Annotated in this window: 13 protein-coding genes; 6 read left to right on the top strand and 7 right to left on the bottom strand. The window is 35.9% G+C overall.

Translation table 11 applies throughout. The features are described 5' to 3' along the window. Positions 1–67: 67 nt before the first annotated feature. On the top strand, positions 68–250 hold the full coding sequence (locus AC1RNE_RS18200) for a hypothetical protein (RefSeq protein WP_323248051.1): 183 nt from the start codon (positions 68–70) through the stop codon (positions 248–250). A gap of 22 nt (positions 251–272) precedes the next feature. After that, complete coding sequence (gene gatC / locus AC1RNE_RS18205; protein ID WP_492802852.1) at positions 273–560, top strand: Asp-tRNA(Asn)/Glu-tRNA(Gln) amidotransferase subunit GatC; 288 nt, start codon at positions 273–275, stop codon at positions 558–560. Positions 561–658: 98 nt separating this feature from the next. Here gatC and AC1RNE_RS18210 read toward each other — a convergent pair whose 3' ends face one another. The 4 genes from AC1RNE_RS18210 to AC1RNE_RS18225 form a co-directional block, all read right to left on the bottom strand. Next, positions 659–1,222 (bottom strand): DNA-3-methyladenine glycosylase, encoded by a 564-nt coding sequence (locus AC1RNE_RS18210; RefSeq protein WP_492802854.1) that lies wholly within the window; start codon positions 1,220–1,222, stop codon positions 659–661. A gap of 131 nt (positions 1,223–1,353) precedes the next feature. After that, positions 1,354–2,532, bottom strand: coding sequence for an MFS transporter (locus tag AC1RNE_RS18215; RefSeq protein ID WP_492802856.1), 1,179 nt, complete (start codon positions 2,530–2,532; stop codon positions 1,354–1,356). A gap of 11 nt (positions 2,533–2,543) precedes the next feature. Then, the gene (locus tag AC1RNE_RS18220) at positions 2,544–3,209 is read right to left on the bottom strand and encodes a cyclase family protein (RefSeq protein ID WP_492802858.1); all 666 of its coding nucleotides are present in this window, start codon (positions 3,207–3,209) and stop codon (positions 2,544–2,546) included. Then, positions 3,206–3,448 carry a CBU_0592 family membrane protein gene (locus AC1RNE_RS18225; protein WP_492802859.1) on the bottom strand — a complete coding sequence of 81 codons (243 nt, stop codon included), beginning with the start codon at positions 3,446–3,448 and terminating at the stop codon, positions 3,206–3,208. The genes AC1RNE_RS18220 and AC1RNE_RS18225 overlap by 4 nt, the downstream gene beginning before the upstream one ends. Before the next feature lie 293 nt (positions 3,449–3,741). On the opposite strand from AC1RNE_RS18225, the gene AC1RNE_RS18230 reads away from it, so the two are divergent. Continuing rightward, positions 3,742–4,173: an FKBP-type peptidyl-prolyl cis-trans isomerase gene (locus AC1RNE_RS18230; RefSeq protein WP_492802861.1), complete on the top strand. Its 432-nt coding sequence runs from the start codon at positions 3,742–3,744 to the stop codon at positions 4,171–4,173. Positions 4,174–4,501: 328 nt separating this feature from the next. Here the strand turns inward: AC1RNE_RS18230 and AC1RNE_RS18235 are convergent, their stop codons facing one another. Both AC1RNE_RS18235 and AC1RNE_RS18240 read right to left on the bottom strand, forming a co-directional pair. Beyond that, on the bottom strand, positions 4,502–7,003 hold the full coding sequence (locus tag AC1RNE_RS18235; RefSeq protein WP_492802862.1) for an FtsK/SpoIIIE family DNA translocase: 2,502 nt from the start codon (positions 7,001–7,003) through the stop codon (positions 4,502–4,504). A 217-nt stretch (positions 7,004–7,220) separates the two neighbouring features. Beyond that, on the bottom strand, positions 7,221–9,449 hold the full coding sequence (locus AC1RNE_RS18240; RefSeq protein WP_492802864.1) for an FG-GAP-like repeat-containing protein: 2,229 nt from the start codon (positions 9,447–9,449) through the stop codon (positions 7,221–7,223). Between the two features lie 61 nt (positions 9,450–9,510). On the opposite strand from AC1RNE_RS18240, the gene AC1RNE_RS18245 reads away from it, so the two are divergent. Continuing rightward, entirely contained in the window at positions 9,511–10,821 is a 1,311-nt protein-coding gene (locus AC1RNE_RS18245) for a UDP-N-acetylmuramoyl-tripeptide--D-alanyl-D-alanine ligase (RefSeq protein ID WP_492802866.1), read from the top strand. A 94-nt stretch (positions 10,822–10,915) separates the two neighbouring features. Beyond that, positions 10,916–11,875, top strand: coding sequence for a DUF8428 domain-containing protein (locus tag AC1RNE_RS18250; protein ID WP_492802868.1), 960 nt, complete (start codon positions 10,916–10,918; stop codon positions 11,873–11,875). Positions 11,876–11,914: 39 nt separating this feature from the next. On the opposite strand, the gene AC1RNE_RS18255 is transcribed toward AC1RNE_RS18250, so the two are convergent. Beyond that, complete coding sequence (locus AC1RNE_RS18255; protein WP_492802870.1) at positions 11,915–12,754, bottom strand: hypothetical protein; 840 nt, start codon at positions 12,752–12,754, stop codon at positions 11,915–11,917. Positions 12,755–13,072: 318 nt separating this feature from the next. On the opposite strand from AC1RNE_RS18255, the gene ahcY reads away from it, so the two are divergent. Beyond that, positions 13,073–14,389: an adenosylhomocysteinase gene (ahcY, locus tag AC1RNE_RS18260; RefSeq protein ID WP_492802872.1), complete on the top strand. Its 1,317-nt coding sequence runs from the start codon at positions 13,073–13,075 to the stop codon at positions 14,387–14,389. Positions 14,390–14,428: the final 39 nt, after the last annotated feature.

Consider the following 14,428-nt stretch of genomic DNA (forward strand, 5'->3'; position numbering starts at 1 on the left):
GTGAGTAATGAGTAATTAATCTATTGAATGCACTAATTTTGAACCTCCAAATTTTCAAATTCAGACAATGGCAAAGAAAAAAGAAACTCCTAAAAAAGAACTCCCAAAAGTTCATAATGAGCTTGATGGATTCGATATTTCAATTAATTCTTTTGGTGAAATCAATAGAAGTATTGACATTGAAAAAATCAATGAGTTTTTGAACAAACACATGGACGATAAAAAATTGAGAGGGAGAGACGAAGCTTAATCTCTCTCAATACATGATAAAGATGAACATAGATAAAGAATTATTACAAAAGATTGCTCATTTGGCTCGTTTGGAAATGCCCGAATCTGCTGAAAAAGAGATGAGAGAATCGTTAGAGTCTGTACTAAACTGGATGTCGGAGCTAGATGAAATAGATACATCAAATGTAAAGCCATTGACCCACATGAGTTTGGAAGTCAATGCTTTGCGTGAAGACAAAGTGGTTCAAAGCATCAGTCGTGAAGAAGGTTTAAAAAATGCTCCAAAACAAGACGGAGAATATTTTAGAGTTCCGAAAGTGATGGAATAGTGCCTTTACAGAAAAACTACAAAACTTATTTGAGGTGGTTCTTCACGTTGATATAACATATTATATCAACGTGAAGAACCACCTCAAAGTGTTAAAAGCTAAGGTTTACTGATAAATGGGCTACCCTTTAAATAAAACCGATAAGGCAATTCAGCTCCTTGCGTAATACCGATTCTAGTAGTTGTAATAATGTCAGCATCGAAATAATCGCTAATAGGAGGGAGCAATCTTAAATCACCGTCCAAAACATGCCAATCGTTCATGCCTTTATGGATGCCCATTGCCTGAACCAACTTCCCTGGGCCAGAACATAAATTCTTCAAAATAGTAGTACTACGCCTTGCCTCCATTAGTGGAATGCCTTCAATAGGTTCTAAAGCTCTTATCAAAACAGCTTCGCCTATATCTTTCTTGTTGGTAGTAATATTTACACAAAAGTGCATGCCATATATTTGATACACATATACAGTACCTGGCACGCCAAACATGGGTGCATTCCGAACACTTTTTTTCCGATAAGTATGACTCGCAGGGTCATCTTGTAAATACGCTTCGGTTTCTACAATAATTCCTGCTGTTATGCCTTCCTCATTTTCATGCACTAAGCGATACCCCAAGAGACCTTTAGCAACTGTTAATGTATCTGATGTTAATAAAATCATTGTTTCTAAATGATATACGAATGATTATTGGTAAGTATTTAAAAATGAATGAATTATCACTAGCGAGGGACTTAAGTCCTTCGCTAGTGATAGGTTGAAATGTCTTATATAGTAGGGTTTGGGGAAACATTTTAAACCTTATCCCTTACAAGAAAAGTACTTCTAAATGTACTTATTAATCCTAATACAGGGCCTACTGCCAAAATTAAGTAAACGTATTCATTCGTAATATATTTGGTCGCAAATTGTAAAATTTGTAAACTAATAATGGTAATAGCGAAACCAATACAGTTTACAATGGTGATGGAAGATGCTCGATATTCAGGATTGGTATTTTGTGAAATTAAGGCAGAAAACTGCGGTGAGTCACCAGCTACGCTCATTCCCCAAACCAACATGATAGTAATGAAGACAAAAGGGCTGACTTGTGAAAAAGAAACAGAAAAAAGACAGCATATTAACGAAAGCGATAAGCAGTAAAAAGCCAATTTGGCACTCCCGAGTTTAGCAGAAAATTCACCTGTCATTACACAGGCTATCAACCCAGAGGCAATAATTAAGAATGACCACAACGAAATATTAAAAGAATGGCTACTATGCTGGTTGTATTGCTGAATGATGATAGGCACATAAGCCCAAAAAGTATATACTTCAAACATGTGTCCGAAATAGCCAAATGAATAGGTTTTAAATGAGGGATTTTTGAAAGAAGCTACAATGCTTCTAGGGTTGAATTGCCCTGCTTTTTTACGAAAAGGACCATCTTTAATGAATAAAAACAGTAATAAAGCCCCAGATGTAGCAATAATTGATGTTGCAATAATGACAGATTGCCAATGGATGCTAAGAGAGAAAAAAGCAATAAAATGTGGAAATGAAGTGCCCAATACCAAAGACCCTACTAAATATCCTAAGGCTCTTCCTAACCCTTTGTCATACCAATCTGCCATGATTTTCATCCCGACAGGATAGACACCAGCTAAGAAAAAGCCTACAACAAAACGAATGAAGAGCAATGTATTAAATCCAACAGGTATCCAGACAATCAACAAATTAAAGAACGCTGCTAAAAGGGTAGAAATAACAAATACCCTGACAGGCGAAAAGCGGTCGCTGATGGTTAAAATAGCATAGACTGCCGTACCAATTACAAAACCCAGTTGAACTGAGGAGGTCATGCTACTCAGAAAATTGGATATGTCAGGATATAATTGATGTAAGTCTTTCAACACTGCATTGAGGGCAAACCATAAGGATGTCCCTGAGAACTGTGCGAAAATGACTACTGGAAGCAAATATTTTGGTTTCAATGTAAATAAATCTAAAGGGTTTCAATGACGGCATAGGCTCTGACAGGGAAAGTCCCCATCCCTTTTACTTTGGGAGGTGTTGCCGAAAATTTGAAAGGAGTATCTGTAGGAATTTCGCCTAAATTACACAAATGTTCTACAATCAAGATTTCATTTTTGAGTAAAATACTATGTACTGGGCGAGCTTTTCCAGCTACATCATCGATATTATGAGAGTCGATACCGACTAATTTTACTCGTTGACTCACCAGATATTCAGCAGCATCAGCCGTTAAAAAAGGATTTCCACTATAATACTCGTCAGTTTTCCATTTTTCATCCCAACGAGTATGTACCAAAACGGCTTTATTTGTTAAATCTAACCCTTCAAAAAATGATTTATCAATGCTCAGTTGTTCGTAGTAGGGAATACTTATCAATACACCCTCTAATAAAGCTGTTTGTTCAATCAGGATTTGAGATAAATCTTTTCCATCCTCATATCGGTGGAAGGGCGTATCTAGGTAAGTACCCGTATTGGCTACCATTTCAATTTTTCCTATCTGAAAAGATGTTCCTTCTTCGTACCAACTTTTCGATTCTTCACGTGTCCAGAAATCACAAATAACAGGTGCAGGTAGACCTTTGTAAGTGACTACGTCCTCCTCAATAATATGGCTTAAATCGATAAATTTCATTTCTTTCTAGCTTTTATAATCGCAATAGCTGCAATAATTACCCAGACTACATTCACAAAAACAGAAGGGTAGGCCTTATGTTCAAGGGTATTAATGATAAAACAGATGGCTCCAAAAAGATTAGCCAATTGGTAATTTATGGAGGTAGACGAAATCTTATTCAAAGCGTTTAAAGCAAATGCTCCGACGATAAGAATGGAACCAATCCAACCAATAATTTCAACAAAGATTAAGTACATCAATTTTAGGTTTTCACAAAGATACATTGATTTATGAAAGCAAGTAAATGATATGAGAATATATCATCACTGCTTTTTAGGGAGAATGATTATACAAATACTATGGTGTATACACACTGTTTAAACCTTCAATAAAACGTTATTAACTTTATATTAAGGTATGTTATTTTGTGAATAATGATAGTATAATTTTAGTGTTTTTGTCTTGATTAGGAGGAATAATTACCAGATGAAAACTAAGTTTTCCATAAAAATTACGACCTTTACCGAAATTTTAAAAAATAATTGATAAAATGGCACAAGCAAAGGCGGGCGATAAAGTTAACGTCCATTACACAGGAAGATTAACGGACGGAACTGTATTTGATAGTTCGGCGGGACGTGAAACTTTAGAGTTTGAATTAGGTACGGGCATGGTTATCCAAGGCTTTGATGAGGGCATCACTGGAATGACTATTGGCGAGAAAAAAACTGTTCATATTCCTGCTGAACAAGCTTATGGACCAGTGAATGCTGACTATTTAGCAGTATTCCCTAAAGCTGAACTTCCTGCTGATATTCCTTATGAAGTAGGTATGCAATTAAATATGCACCAAGATGGTTCTGGACAAGTAATGCCAGTAACAGTAGTTGAAGTAACAGATATCAGTATTACTTTAGATGCTAACCATCCTTTGGCTGGGAAAGATTTGATTTTTGATATTGAATTAGTATCAATTGGATAATAATCATTGCTTAAATGTGAAACATGAGTCATCCCGAATTTTTCTTAAAATAGGAAGTTTAACAAAATAGCCTCATAGAGGCGATATATCGGTAGCCGCATTTGCGGTAAAATGTAAACAAAATTCTCTTCTAAGCCCCATCGGGGCGAAATATTTCGCCCCGATGGGGCTTAGAAGAGTTAATAGATGCTTCTTCTACCGATATAGTGTTCCTAACGGAACTATAATCTGTATCCATAAATCAAGAAAGCAGTCAAAATTAGTTTTTTGACCGCTTTCTTGTGATTTTAAAATTCGGGATGACTCATGTTTAATCGTAAAAATATATCTACAAATTCTTTAAATGCCTTTCTAGCGTTTCAGAGTCTTTTATCAATACTTCTCTTGCTTTAGATCCTTCAAACTGACCTACAATTCCTGCGGCTTCTAGTTGGTCAATTAATCTACCAGCACGGTTATATCCTAATTTTAATCTACGCTGAATTAAGGATGTTGAGCCTTGTTGATGCGTAACAATTAAGCGAGCAGCTTCATCAAAAAATTGATCACGATTACTTGGGTCAAAATCACTTTTTTCGTTACCTCCGCCGTCGCTATCACCTTCAAATTCAGGTAACATATAGGCAGAATCATAACCTTGCTGATTGCCGATAAATTCACAGACATCTTCCACTTCTGGTGTATCTACAAAAGCACATTGTAAACGAATGATATCAGAGCCCATCGAAAGTAACATATCTCCTTGACCCACCAATTGTTCAGCTCCACCCGTATCTAAAATCGTTCTGGAGTCAATTTTTGACGTAACTTTAAACGAAAGACGAGCAGGAAAGTTTGCCTTGATAGTACCCGTAATTACGTTTACCGATGGTCGTTGCGTAGCCACAACCAAGTGAATACCAATGGCACGGGCTAACTGGGCTAGACGAGCGATAGGTTGTTCTACATCTTTTCCTGCGGTCATCATTAAGTCGGCTAACTCATCGATAATCAATACAATATAAGGCATGAAATAATGCCCTTTGTCTGGATTAAGCCTTCTGTTAACAAACTTTACGTTGTATTCTTTCAAATTTCTACAACCTGCATCTTTCAAAAGGTTATAGCGATTGTCCATTTCTATACAAAGCGAATTCAGTGTATGAACCACCTTTTTGGTATCTGTAATGATGGCTTCGGCAGCGTTTGGCAACATTGCCAAGAAATGTCTTTCAATTTTATTGAAAAGTGTTAATTCAACTTTCTTTGGGTCGACCAACACGAATTTTAGTTGAGATGGATGCTTTTTGTATAGTAACGAAGTCAAAATCATATTCAACCCAACAGACTTTCCTTGTCCTGTAGCACCTGCCATCAGTAAGTGAGGCATTTTGGCTAAGTCGGTAATGAAAATATCATTGCTAATCGTTTTCCCTAACACAATAGGTAATTCGGCTGTTGATTTCTGGAATTTCTCAGAGCCAATCACCATTTTTACAGGCACCATCTCACGGTTTTTATTAGGTACTTCAATACCAATCGTTCCTTTTCCCGGAATCGGAGCAATAATACGAATCCCTAGTGCTGCCAGTGACAAGGCAATATCATCTTCAAGGTTCTTGATTTTAGAAATCCTTACCCCAGCATCTGGAATAATTTCATACAACGTAACTGTTGGGCCAATAGTAGCTTTGATAGAAGCAATGCCAATACCATAATTAGCCAATGTCTCCACAATTTTGTCGGAATTGGCTTTCAGTTCTTCTTGCGAAACATTAGGCTTGCCCATATCGTACTCTTTCATTAAATCAAGTGTTGGGTACTTGTAATGAGGTAAGTCTAACATTGGGTCGTATAAACCAAATTTCTTCAATAATTCATCATTCACCGAATCATTTACTTCCAATACTGGCGCGTCTTCCTCAGTATCTTCAATGACTTCTGGCAGATCCTCAATGTTTTCAATAGTCAATGCTACGGGCGCTTTGGCGAGATTACTTTTTGGAAGAGGGGTTTCGATGATAGGAGGAAGGTATGGACGAATATTAGCTTCGTCAAAATTGTCTTCTCGATTTACGACCAAATCATCTTCAGGTTCTTCTTCAGCTACTATCGTTTCAAAGTTTTCTCTAACTCTTTTGATGTTCTTGGCGTCTGCAATATTGTCTTTATCCTCTTCTACTTTACTCATAACCGTATCGTGCTCTTCATCAGTTGGTTTTGCTACCAAACTAGAGGTATCTACTTTGTAGTAATACACCACAAAAACAATCAGCACAAAAGTGATTACAAAAAAAGAAGCCCAACCAATGAATCCATACATATATTCATTGACAAAATATCCAATACCTCCGCAAAGGCTACTCCATTTTTCTTCTGCTTCAAGCATAAAAACAAAAAAGCCAAGGAAAGCACTTAGCCAAATCATATAGAATAATGATTGCCAAGTTAATTTTTCTAATGGAATAACTTCTTTTTTAAAGGCAAGCTTATAGCCAGCAGTCAATAAAATAGGGACAAGCAAAAAGGCAGACCAACCGAACAGTCTAAAAATTAAGAGGTATGCAAGCTTTGCACCATACAAGCCAAATGGATTTTTGGGTTGTTTTTTTAAAGGCTCAATCGATGATTGAAGTGGGTCTTCTACTTCACTTTGGTCAGCATCGCCTGTAAAAAGATGTGATGAAAACGAAAAAAACATAAATACTCCGAGGAGTATAAACAAGATGCCCAAAACGAAATGTAGTTGTTCGCTTTGGATTATTTTTTTTATATTAAAGTCAAACGAAATTTGCGGGGAAGGGTTTCGTTCTTTGGTTCTTTCTGTATTTTTTGGAATATTTCTTGCCATATTAAAATTGGTTCTCGGCGAGTTACAAATGGTTAAGTATTTGAGGATGGATAGTTTCGCTATTGAAGCTCAAATTTTCATAACCATTAGCCTTATGCCAAGTAACTGTATTATTCCAAAGTTCGCAATTTTGAGGTATTTTTTGCGAAAAAAATTAAAAATGTTATTTAAAATCCTGATTAACGCTTTTTAACCATGTATCTCTTCGTTAATTTTATTACTTCCTAAGCAATACTTTTTCGGTAACGATGCCTTTTCCCTCAGCAATTATTCTGATAAAATAAGTACCATTGCTATAATTACTTAAATCGAAAAATACATCTTCGTTCAAACTTGTACTATTTTTTCGAGAGAGCGTTCTGCCTGTAAAGTCGACGAGCTGATATTCTGCTAAATAATTATTTTTGATATAAACAAAATGATTGGTTGGGTTGGGATAAATAACCGCTGTTTTGCTTTCTTCGTTGCCCGTAACAGTAAATTTGGTAGTACCTTTCAAGAATTTCAAACCACCTGCATTGGTGCCAACAATAAAGTCGGGAATAACGTCTCCGTCTAAATCACCTACTGCAATCGAAAGCATACCTCCTAATTTTAAATGAGTATGCTTGCCTGTAAATTCATCTAATACACCTGAAGAATCCTCTTTGAAAAGGTCTTGGTTTTGTTCAATGATATTTTTGAAAACCTTGAATGTCCCATCTCTATTGCCCGTAATAAGCTCAACTTTTCCATCACCATTCAAATCTGCTACTGTCAATGATACATTTCCCGAAAGATAATCTGACGTAAGTCCGCCTAGTTCTTCTTTTGTCAAAGTATAAATTGGACTTGTACTACTTCCTGTATTTTTATAAAACTCAATTCTACCGCTACCTTTTCCAATCAATAAATCCTTTTTACCATCGTTGTCTAAATCAAAAAATAAGGGCGAATCGCCATTGGATAAATTATTGATTTTAGGAAGCGTAACAATTTCAGAAAGCTTTAATGAAAAGGCTTGGTTTCTGGCTGCTCTGTTTGGGATATATTGAATCGTCATGCCATTAAAAGTATTGGCCGTAAAACCAAAATCATCCGTACCATCTCCATTCATATCAGTAACAAATGGTTTGATTTCAAATAGCTGTTGAGATTTTGATAAATCCAGAAAGTCAGTTGTTTTCAGTTCAAAAGTATTGTTTCCTTTGTTTTCATAAAGGGTAATATTGGCTCTGTAGCCATTATCTCCTCGATTCCCTGCATTGCCAACCAACAAATCTTTATCCCCGTCACCATCAATGTCAGCCAGCACTGGACTAGCATTTTCTCCTAAATCCACCATGGTATTTTGTAGGAAATTAGCTTGTTGAAAGGTTAGATTTAGGTTATTGTTTTGCCCATTATTTTTATAAAACCATGCTGCATTCTGATAATCTACCGTTTGTAGCGCATTATCATAGCCATTGGGTGCGGCAATAATGTCTTTGATGCCATCAAAATCTACATCTTCATAGAATATCGCAGGGAAAATAGAGAAGTCAATAGGTTTTTGATTGGGGAAGAAGTAATCTGCTTTTGTAAAAATGGTTTGATTGCTAGTACCATTATTACTCAAAGCAGCTACTCTGTTTGCTGAGATGTGTCCATAAAGGGCATCCTTTAAACCATCTCCGTCTAAATCTAACACCAATAAAGCATTTCCTGAATGTTCAACTTTTTGACCATTCGCTCCATTGTTTGTACTACCGCCCACAGGAACATTCGCTCCACAGTCTTGATTGAAGCGTGCATCATCAAAATGCTCTTTGAAGAAATTTCCCCAACAATCGCCTATTCTTTTGAACTCTAAATGATTATTATCTTTGTAGTTTTCCTGACTAAAATTTTTGTGGAAGAGGAAGAAATTACCAGATGAATCAAATGCTACGATGTCATAATCGCCGTCGTTATCAATATCAACAATTGCTGGAATATCAGTTGAAGCCGTGTATAAATTTATTTTACCCGAATAACCAGTACTATACAATGGGTCGGTGATGAGTTCCCAAGCTATTTTGTTGGTAGAAACATTTCTGTAAACTTTAATCCCTGCGGGGGTATAAGTGAAAATATCTTTTTTGCCGTCGGAATCATAATCTACCAATAACATCCAATGTTGAATAGCTGGAAATGCTGTTTCGTATTCAGGGGCGTATTGCCAATAATATTTACCTGTGTTGTCTTTTTTAGCAAGAAAAGTGCTGAGTTTAGAAGAGGTTCTGTCGAAAACAACTAAGTCTTCAACACCATCATTATCTAACTTACATGTTGAAAATTGCGGAGCATTTAATCCACCCGCAAAGGTATTAGGTAAACTTTGTCCATTTTGGACTACTTTAAAACTATTATTGTATTGAAAGGTAAAATTTTGAGCAAAGCTTTTACCAAGATTTGACAGGAATAAAAGTAAAATTAATTTTTTCATGTAATATTTGTCGAAAAATCATGAATCTCGAATTTGAGACACATACATAACGAATAAAATAATGATTTCGCTTACTGAATTATATCAAAAGTATAAAGAATGTTCTAGTGTATCTACAGATACTCGTAAAATTGGAGAAGACTCAATTTTTTTTGCGTTGAAAGGCCCTAATTTCAATGCTAATGCTTTTGCAGAACAAGCATTAGCCAAAGGAGCAAAATATGCAGTAGTGGATGATGCCCTTTATGTAAAAAACGAGCAATATCTTTTAGTAGAAGATGGGCTAAAAGCATTACAGCAATTGGCTAACTTTCATCGTAAACAGCTCGATATTCCCTTTATTGGATTGACGGGCTCAAATGGGAAAACCACAACTAAAGAGTTAATAAATTGCGTTTTATCAAAAAAATATTGTACTTACGCCACATTAGGAAATTTAAATAACCACATTGGTGTTCCTCTAACCATTTTGGCAATTGATGAAACAATTGAAATTGCTATTATTGAAATGGGTGCCAATAAACAAGGAGATATAAAGGAATTAGTAGAAATTGCCGAACCCACTCATGGCTTTATTACTAACATCGGCAAAGCACATTTAGAAGGCTTTGGAGGAATGGAAGGCGTAAAGAAAGGCAAAGGTGAATTGTATGATTGGCTAAGTGCTAATAATGGAACAGTTTTCGTAAATGTAGCATCTGAACCTACCTACGACATGATTCAGAATTATACTTTTAAAGAAACAATTGTTTATACTTCTAATAAAAACCCAACTTTTGAAAATGTCGTAAATATTCTTGAAGAAAGCCCCTTTGTGATTTTTGAAGATTTATCGGAGAATACCTATACGTCACACTTAACAGGCATTTATAATTTCCAAAATATTTGTGCAGCCATCAGAATCGGACAATTTTTTAATATTGAAACTTCAATAGCTTGCCAAGCCGTTGCTGATTATGTTCCAAACAATAATCGCTCGCAATTTATTCAAAAAGGCACTAACATGGTTTTGATGGATGCTTATAATGCTAATCCTTCATCAATGTCGGCTGCTATTACTTATTTTAATGACCTGAAAGTGGGGAAAAAGATGGTGATTTTGGGTGATATGTTTGAACTTGGTGAAGAAGCAAGTGCAGAGCATGAAGCCATCGGAAAATTATTATTGGCTTGTAACTTCGATTATATCCTTTTGGCAGGACATTTAATGGAAAATGCAGTAAGAGTATTACCGATTATGAAAGTACATTATTTCCCAGATAAATTTGGTTTACACAATTGGTTACAGGACTATCCCGTTACTGATACTCATATCCTCGTAAAAGGTTCAAGAGGAATGGGCTTAGAAAGCGTCTTACAATTTCTAGGATAATCATTAGTAATGAAATATTTAGTGAAAATGTTGTATTATCTTTGACGGATTTTTAAAAACCACAACATTCTTTTAAAAATTTATCCATTTCATCATGAATAACTTATCAAGCGAAGAATTAACCCCAAAGCCCAATACAAATAATATTTTAAGGGCTGTATTAGCATTGGTAGTTTTGATTGCGGGTTGCTTAGCATACATGCTTTTTGAGTCTAAGGAAACATCAGCCAACCAACAAGAGGTAATCAATACTAAAGTAATGGAACTGGCCGAAACCCGTGTAAAGCTAGATTCAATTACGACGCAATTGGAAGCTCAGATTGAAGAAGTTGAAAAACTAGGAGGGGATGTTTCTGAGTTACAGAAAGCTAAAGTCGCTTTAGAAAAAGATAAAAGTGAGTTAACTAAACGTTATGCTACTTTAGAGAACATCAAAGAAAATTATGCGGATAAGATAAAAAATTATGAGTCGATACTTACTGCTAAAGAAGCAGAATTAGTTCAGTTAAGAGACGAAAATTCAAGTCTGACTAACGAAAACTCTACGCTTAAAAACGAAAAAAATGGCTTGACGAAGAGCGTTGAAGAAGCGAGAGCTCAGAACAAGGAAGTATCTTCTATCAATAAGATTCTTACTGAAAAGGTTACTCGTGCGGCTGCACTCAGGGCAGAGTCTATCAAAGTAATCGGTATAACCGAAAAAGGCAAGGAGTTTGAAGACGATCGATATAAGTCTAAAAAATTGGGCAAAATCAAAATTGCAGTTCAATTGAATAGAAATGACCTTACCGAAAAAGGTAAAAAAACGGTTTTAATCAGGATTCTTGACCCTGATGGTTATACGCTTTTTGATGCAGATTTAGGGTCTGGAAATTTTGACTACAATGGACAAGACTTGGCTTTTACCATCAGAAGGGATATGACATTTGATAATGAAAATCTACATGCTGAATTTTATTTTGACCGTGGTGCACCTTATCGCCCAGGAAAATATACCGTGGAAGTCTTTACAGAAGGCTTTAAAATCGGAACAGGAGGTTTTGAAGTAAAATAAAAATAGAGAGGCTGGAAGTACTTCCAGCCTCTTTTTTCTTTAGAGGTCAACAGATAAGTTGTATGCTTTCTTTTTATCTTTCCAGTATAAAGTCATCTGGTTATTTTTAAATGAAACTACTTTGAATACATCATTTTTGATTCCCTTTGCTTTACCTGTTACATATACAAATCCATTTTCCTGATAAAAATCTTCCACCGTAAAGCTTTCAGGTAAAAAAGGATTCCCCTCTACATCTGTACTATTTATTCCTGCATAAAAGTTAGCGTTCACTGCAAAGGTTTTCTTATTGTTTAACGTAGCAGTGATGTCTTCTACCTTAGGTATGTTATTGCTATAAACAATGCCCGTAAGGGTAGTTTCAGTAGCTTTGCCAGCCTGAAAATAAGAACCAGCCTGATTGCCCACCGTGTTTTGGTCTAGCATATAAATTACATTTCCACCTAACAATGCCGCTTGAATTTTTAGCTTTCTAAAAGCTCTTTCTTTCACGGTAGTAATGTTTGATAGGGTAGTAGTTCCCACCGCTTTTGCATATACTTCATCTAGTTTATAAAGTCCTTTGGTTTCAGATTCGAGATGCGTTAAATTAACTTTATCAAAATCATGCGCATAATTTACTTCATTAAGTGCTAATGATTCTTTGAAAAGCTGTACTCTGCCTGAATTAAATCTGATTTTTTGAACATTATTTTTGTAGATAGAATTCACTAACGTTTCAGTAGGAAAGGAATACTTGATGTAATCAGGAGCGATTTCCTTTACTTCTGCAAGGATCAATCCTTCACTAGTAAAGATAGAATCTAAAGGAGTTCGTTGTGCTAGTGATGCATTGCTAATACATGCAATGACTAAAAGGCTTAAGATTTTTTTTAACATAGCTTTATTTTAATGATTCATATACAAGACAAACTAAAAACTTTTTCCCCTATTATTTATTGCATAAAAACTTTTTAATCAAGCATTTTACGTATTCTTTAAAATGTGTAATCAACTATTAGTGTTTAATTATGTAGATAATATTTCTTCTTATTTAATTTAAAAAGATATATTATCTAATTTTATCGAATAAGCAGATAAATCAAAAAAGTTCTTCTTAATCATTTTTAGAATCAAGCATAAAGATGTTAATTTTGTGTTATTCTAAGAAAAAGACTCATAAAGAGTAAAAAACGAAATTTAAAACATAAGAAATAAATGTCAACTGGAACACAACAGTACGTGCCATACAAAGTAAAAGACATTGCTTTGGCAGAATGGGGTCGTAAAGAAATACGTTTGGCCGAAGCAGAAATGCCAGGTTTGATGGCACTTCGTGCAGAATACGGTGAAGCTCAACCTTTGAAAGGTGCTAGAATTGCAGGCTGTCTTCACATGACTATCCAAACGGCTGTATTAATTGAAACACTTACTGCGTTGGGTGCTGATGTTACTTGGTCATCATGTAATATTTTCTCTACACAAGACCACGCCGCTGCTGCTATTGCTGCTGCTGGTGTTCCTGTGTATGCTTGGAAAGGCATGAACGAAGAGGAATTCAACTGGTGTATCGAGCAAACACTTTTCTTCGGAGAAGACCGTCAGCCTTTGAACATGATTTTGGATGATGGTGGTGATTTAACAAACATGGTATTTGATGAATATCCTGAATTGATTGACGGCATCAAAGGTTTGTCAGAAGAAACTACTACGGGTGTTCACCGTTTGTACGAGCGTTTAAAAAATGGTACTTTATATTTACCAGCTATCAACGTAAACGACTCTGTTACTAAATCTAAGTTCGATAACAAATACGGTTGTAAAGAATCATTAGTAGATGCTATCCGTCGTGCTACTGACTTAATGTTGGCTGGTAAGGTAGCGGTTGTAGCAGGTTACGGTGATGTAGGAAAAGGTTCTGCTGAATCTTTACGTGGTGCAGGTTGCCGTGTATTGGTTACTGAAATCGACCCAATCTGTGCTTTACAAGCGGCAATGGACGGTTTTGAGGTAGTACCAATGGACGAAGCGGCTACGCGTGCAAACATCTTTGTAACAGCTACTGGTAACTTACGTATCATTCGTGAGCGTCACTTCAAAGCGATGAAAGATAAAGCTATCGTTTGTAACATCGGTCACTTCGATAACGAAATCGATATGGCTTGGTTGAACGGAGCTTATGGAGATACTAAAGAGCAAATCAAACCACAAGTAGACTTATACAACATCGACGGTAAAGACGTAATCGTTTTGGCTGAAGGTCGTTTAGTAAACTTAGGTTGTGCAATGGGACACCCATCATTTGTAATGTCTAACTCTTTCTGTAACCAAACATTGGCACAGTTAGAATTGTGGACTAATACAGATAAATACGAGAAGAAATTATACATCCTTCCAAAACATTTGGATGAAAAAGTAGCTCGTCTACACTTATCACACATCGGTGTAAGACTAGAAACTTTGGAAGCTGAACAAGCAGAATATATCGGTGTAACTGTTGATGGTCCATACAAAGCAGAACATTACCGTTATTAAGATTTTGCATTTGTTTTAAGATTAAAGCCTCCCTATCAG

This window comes from Arcicella sp. GW822-FHT02H01, from assembly GCF_058802005.1.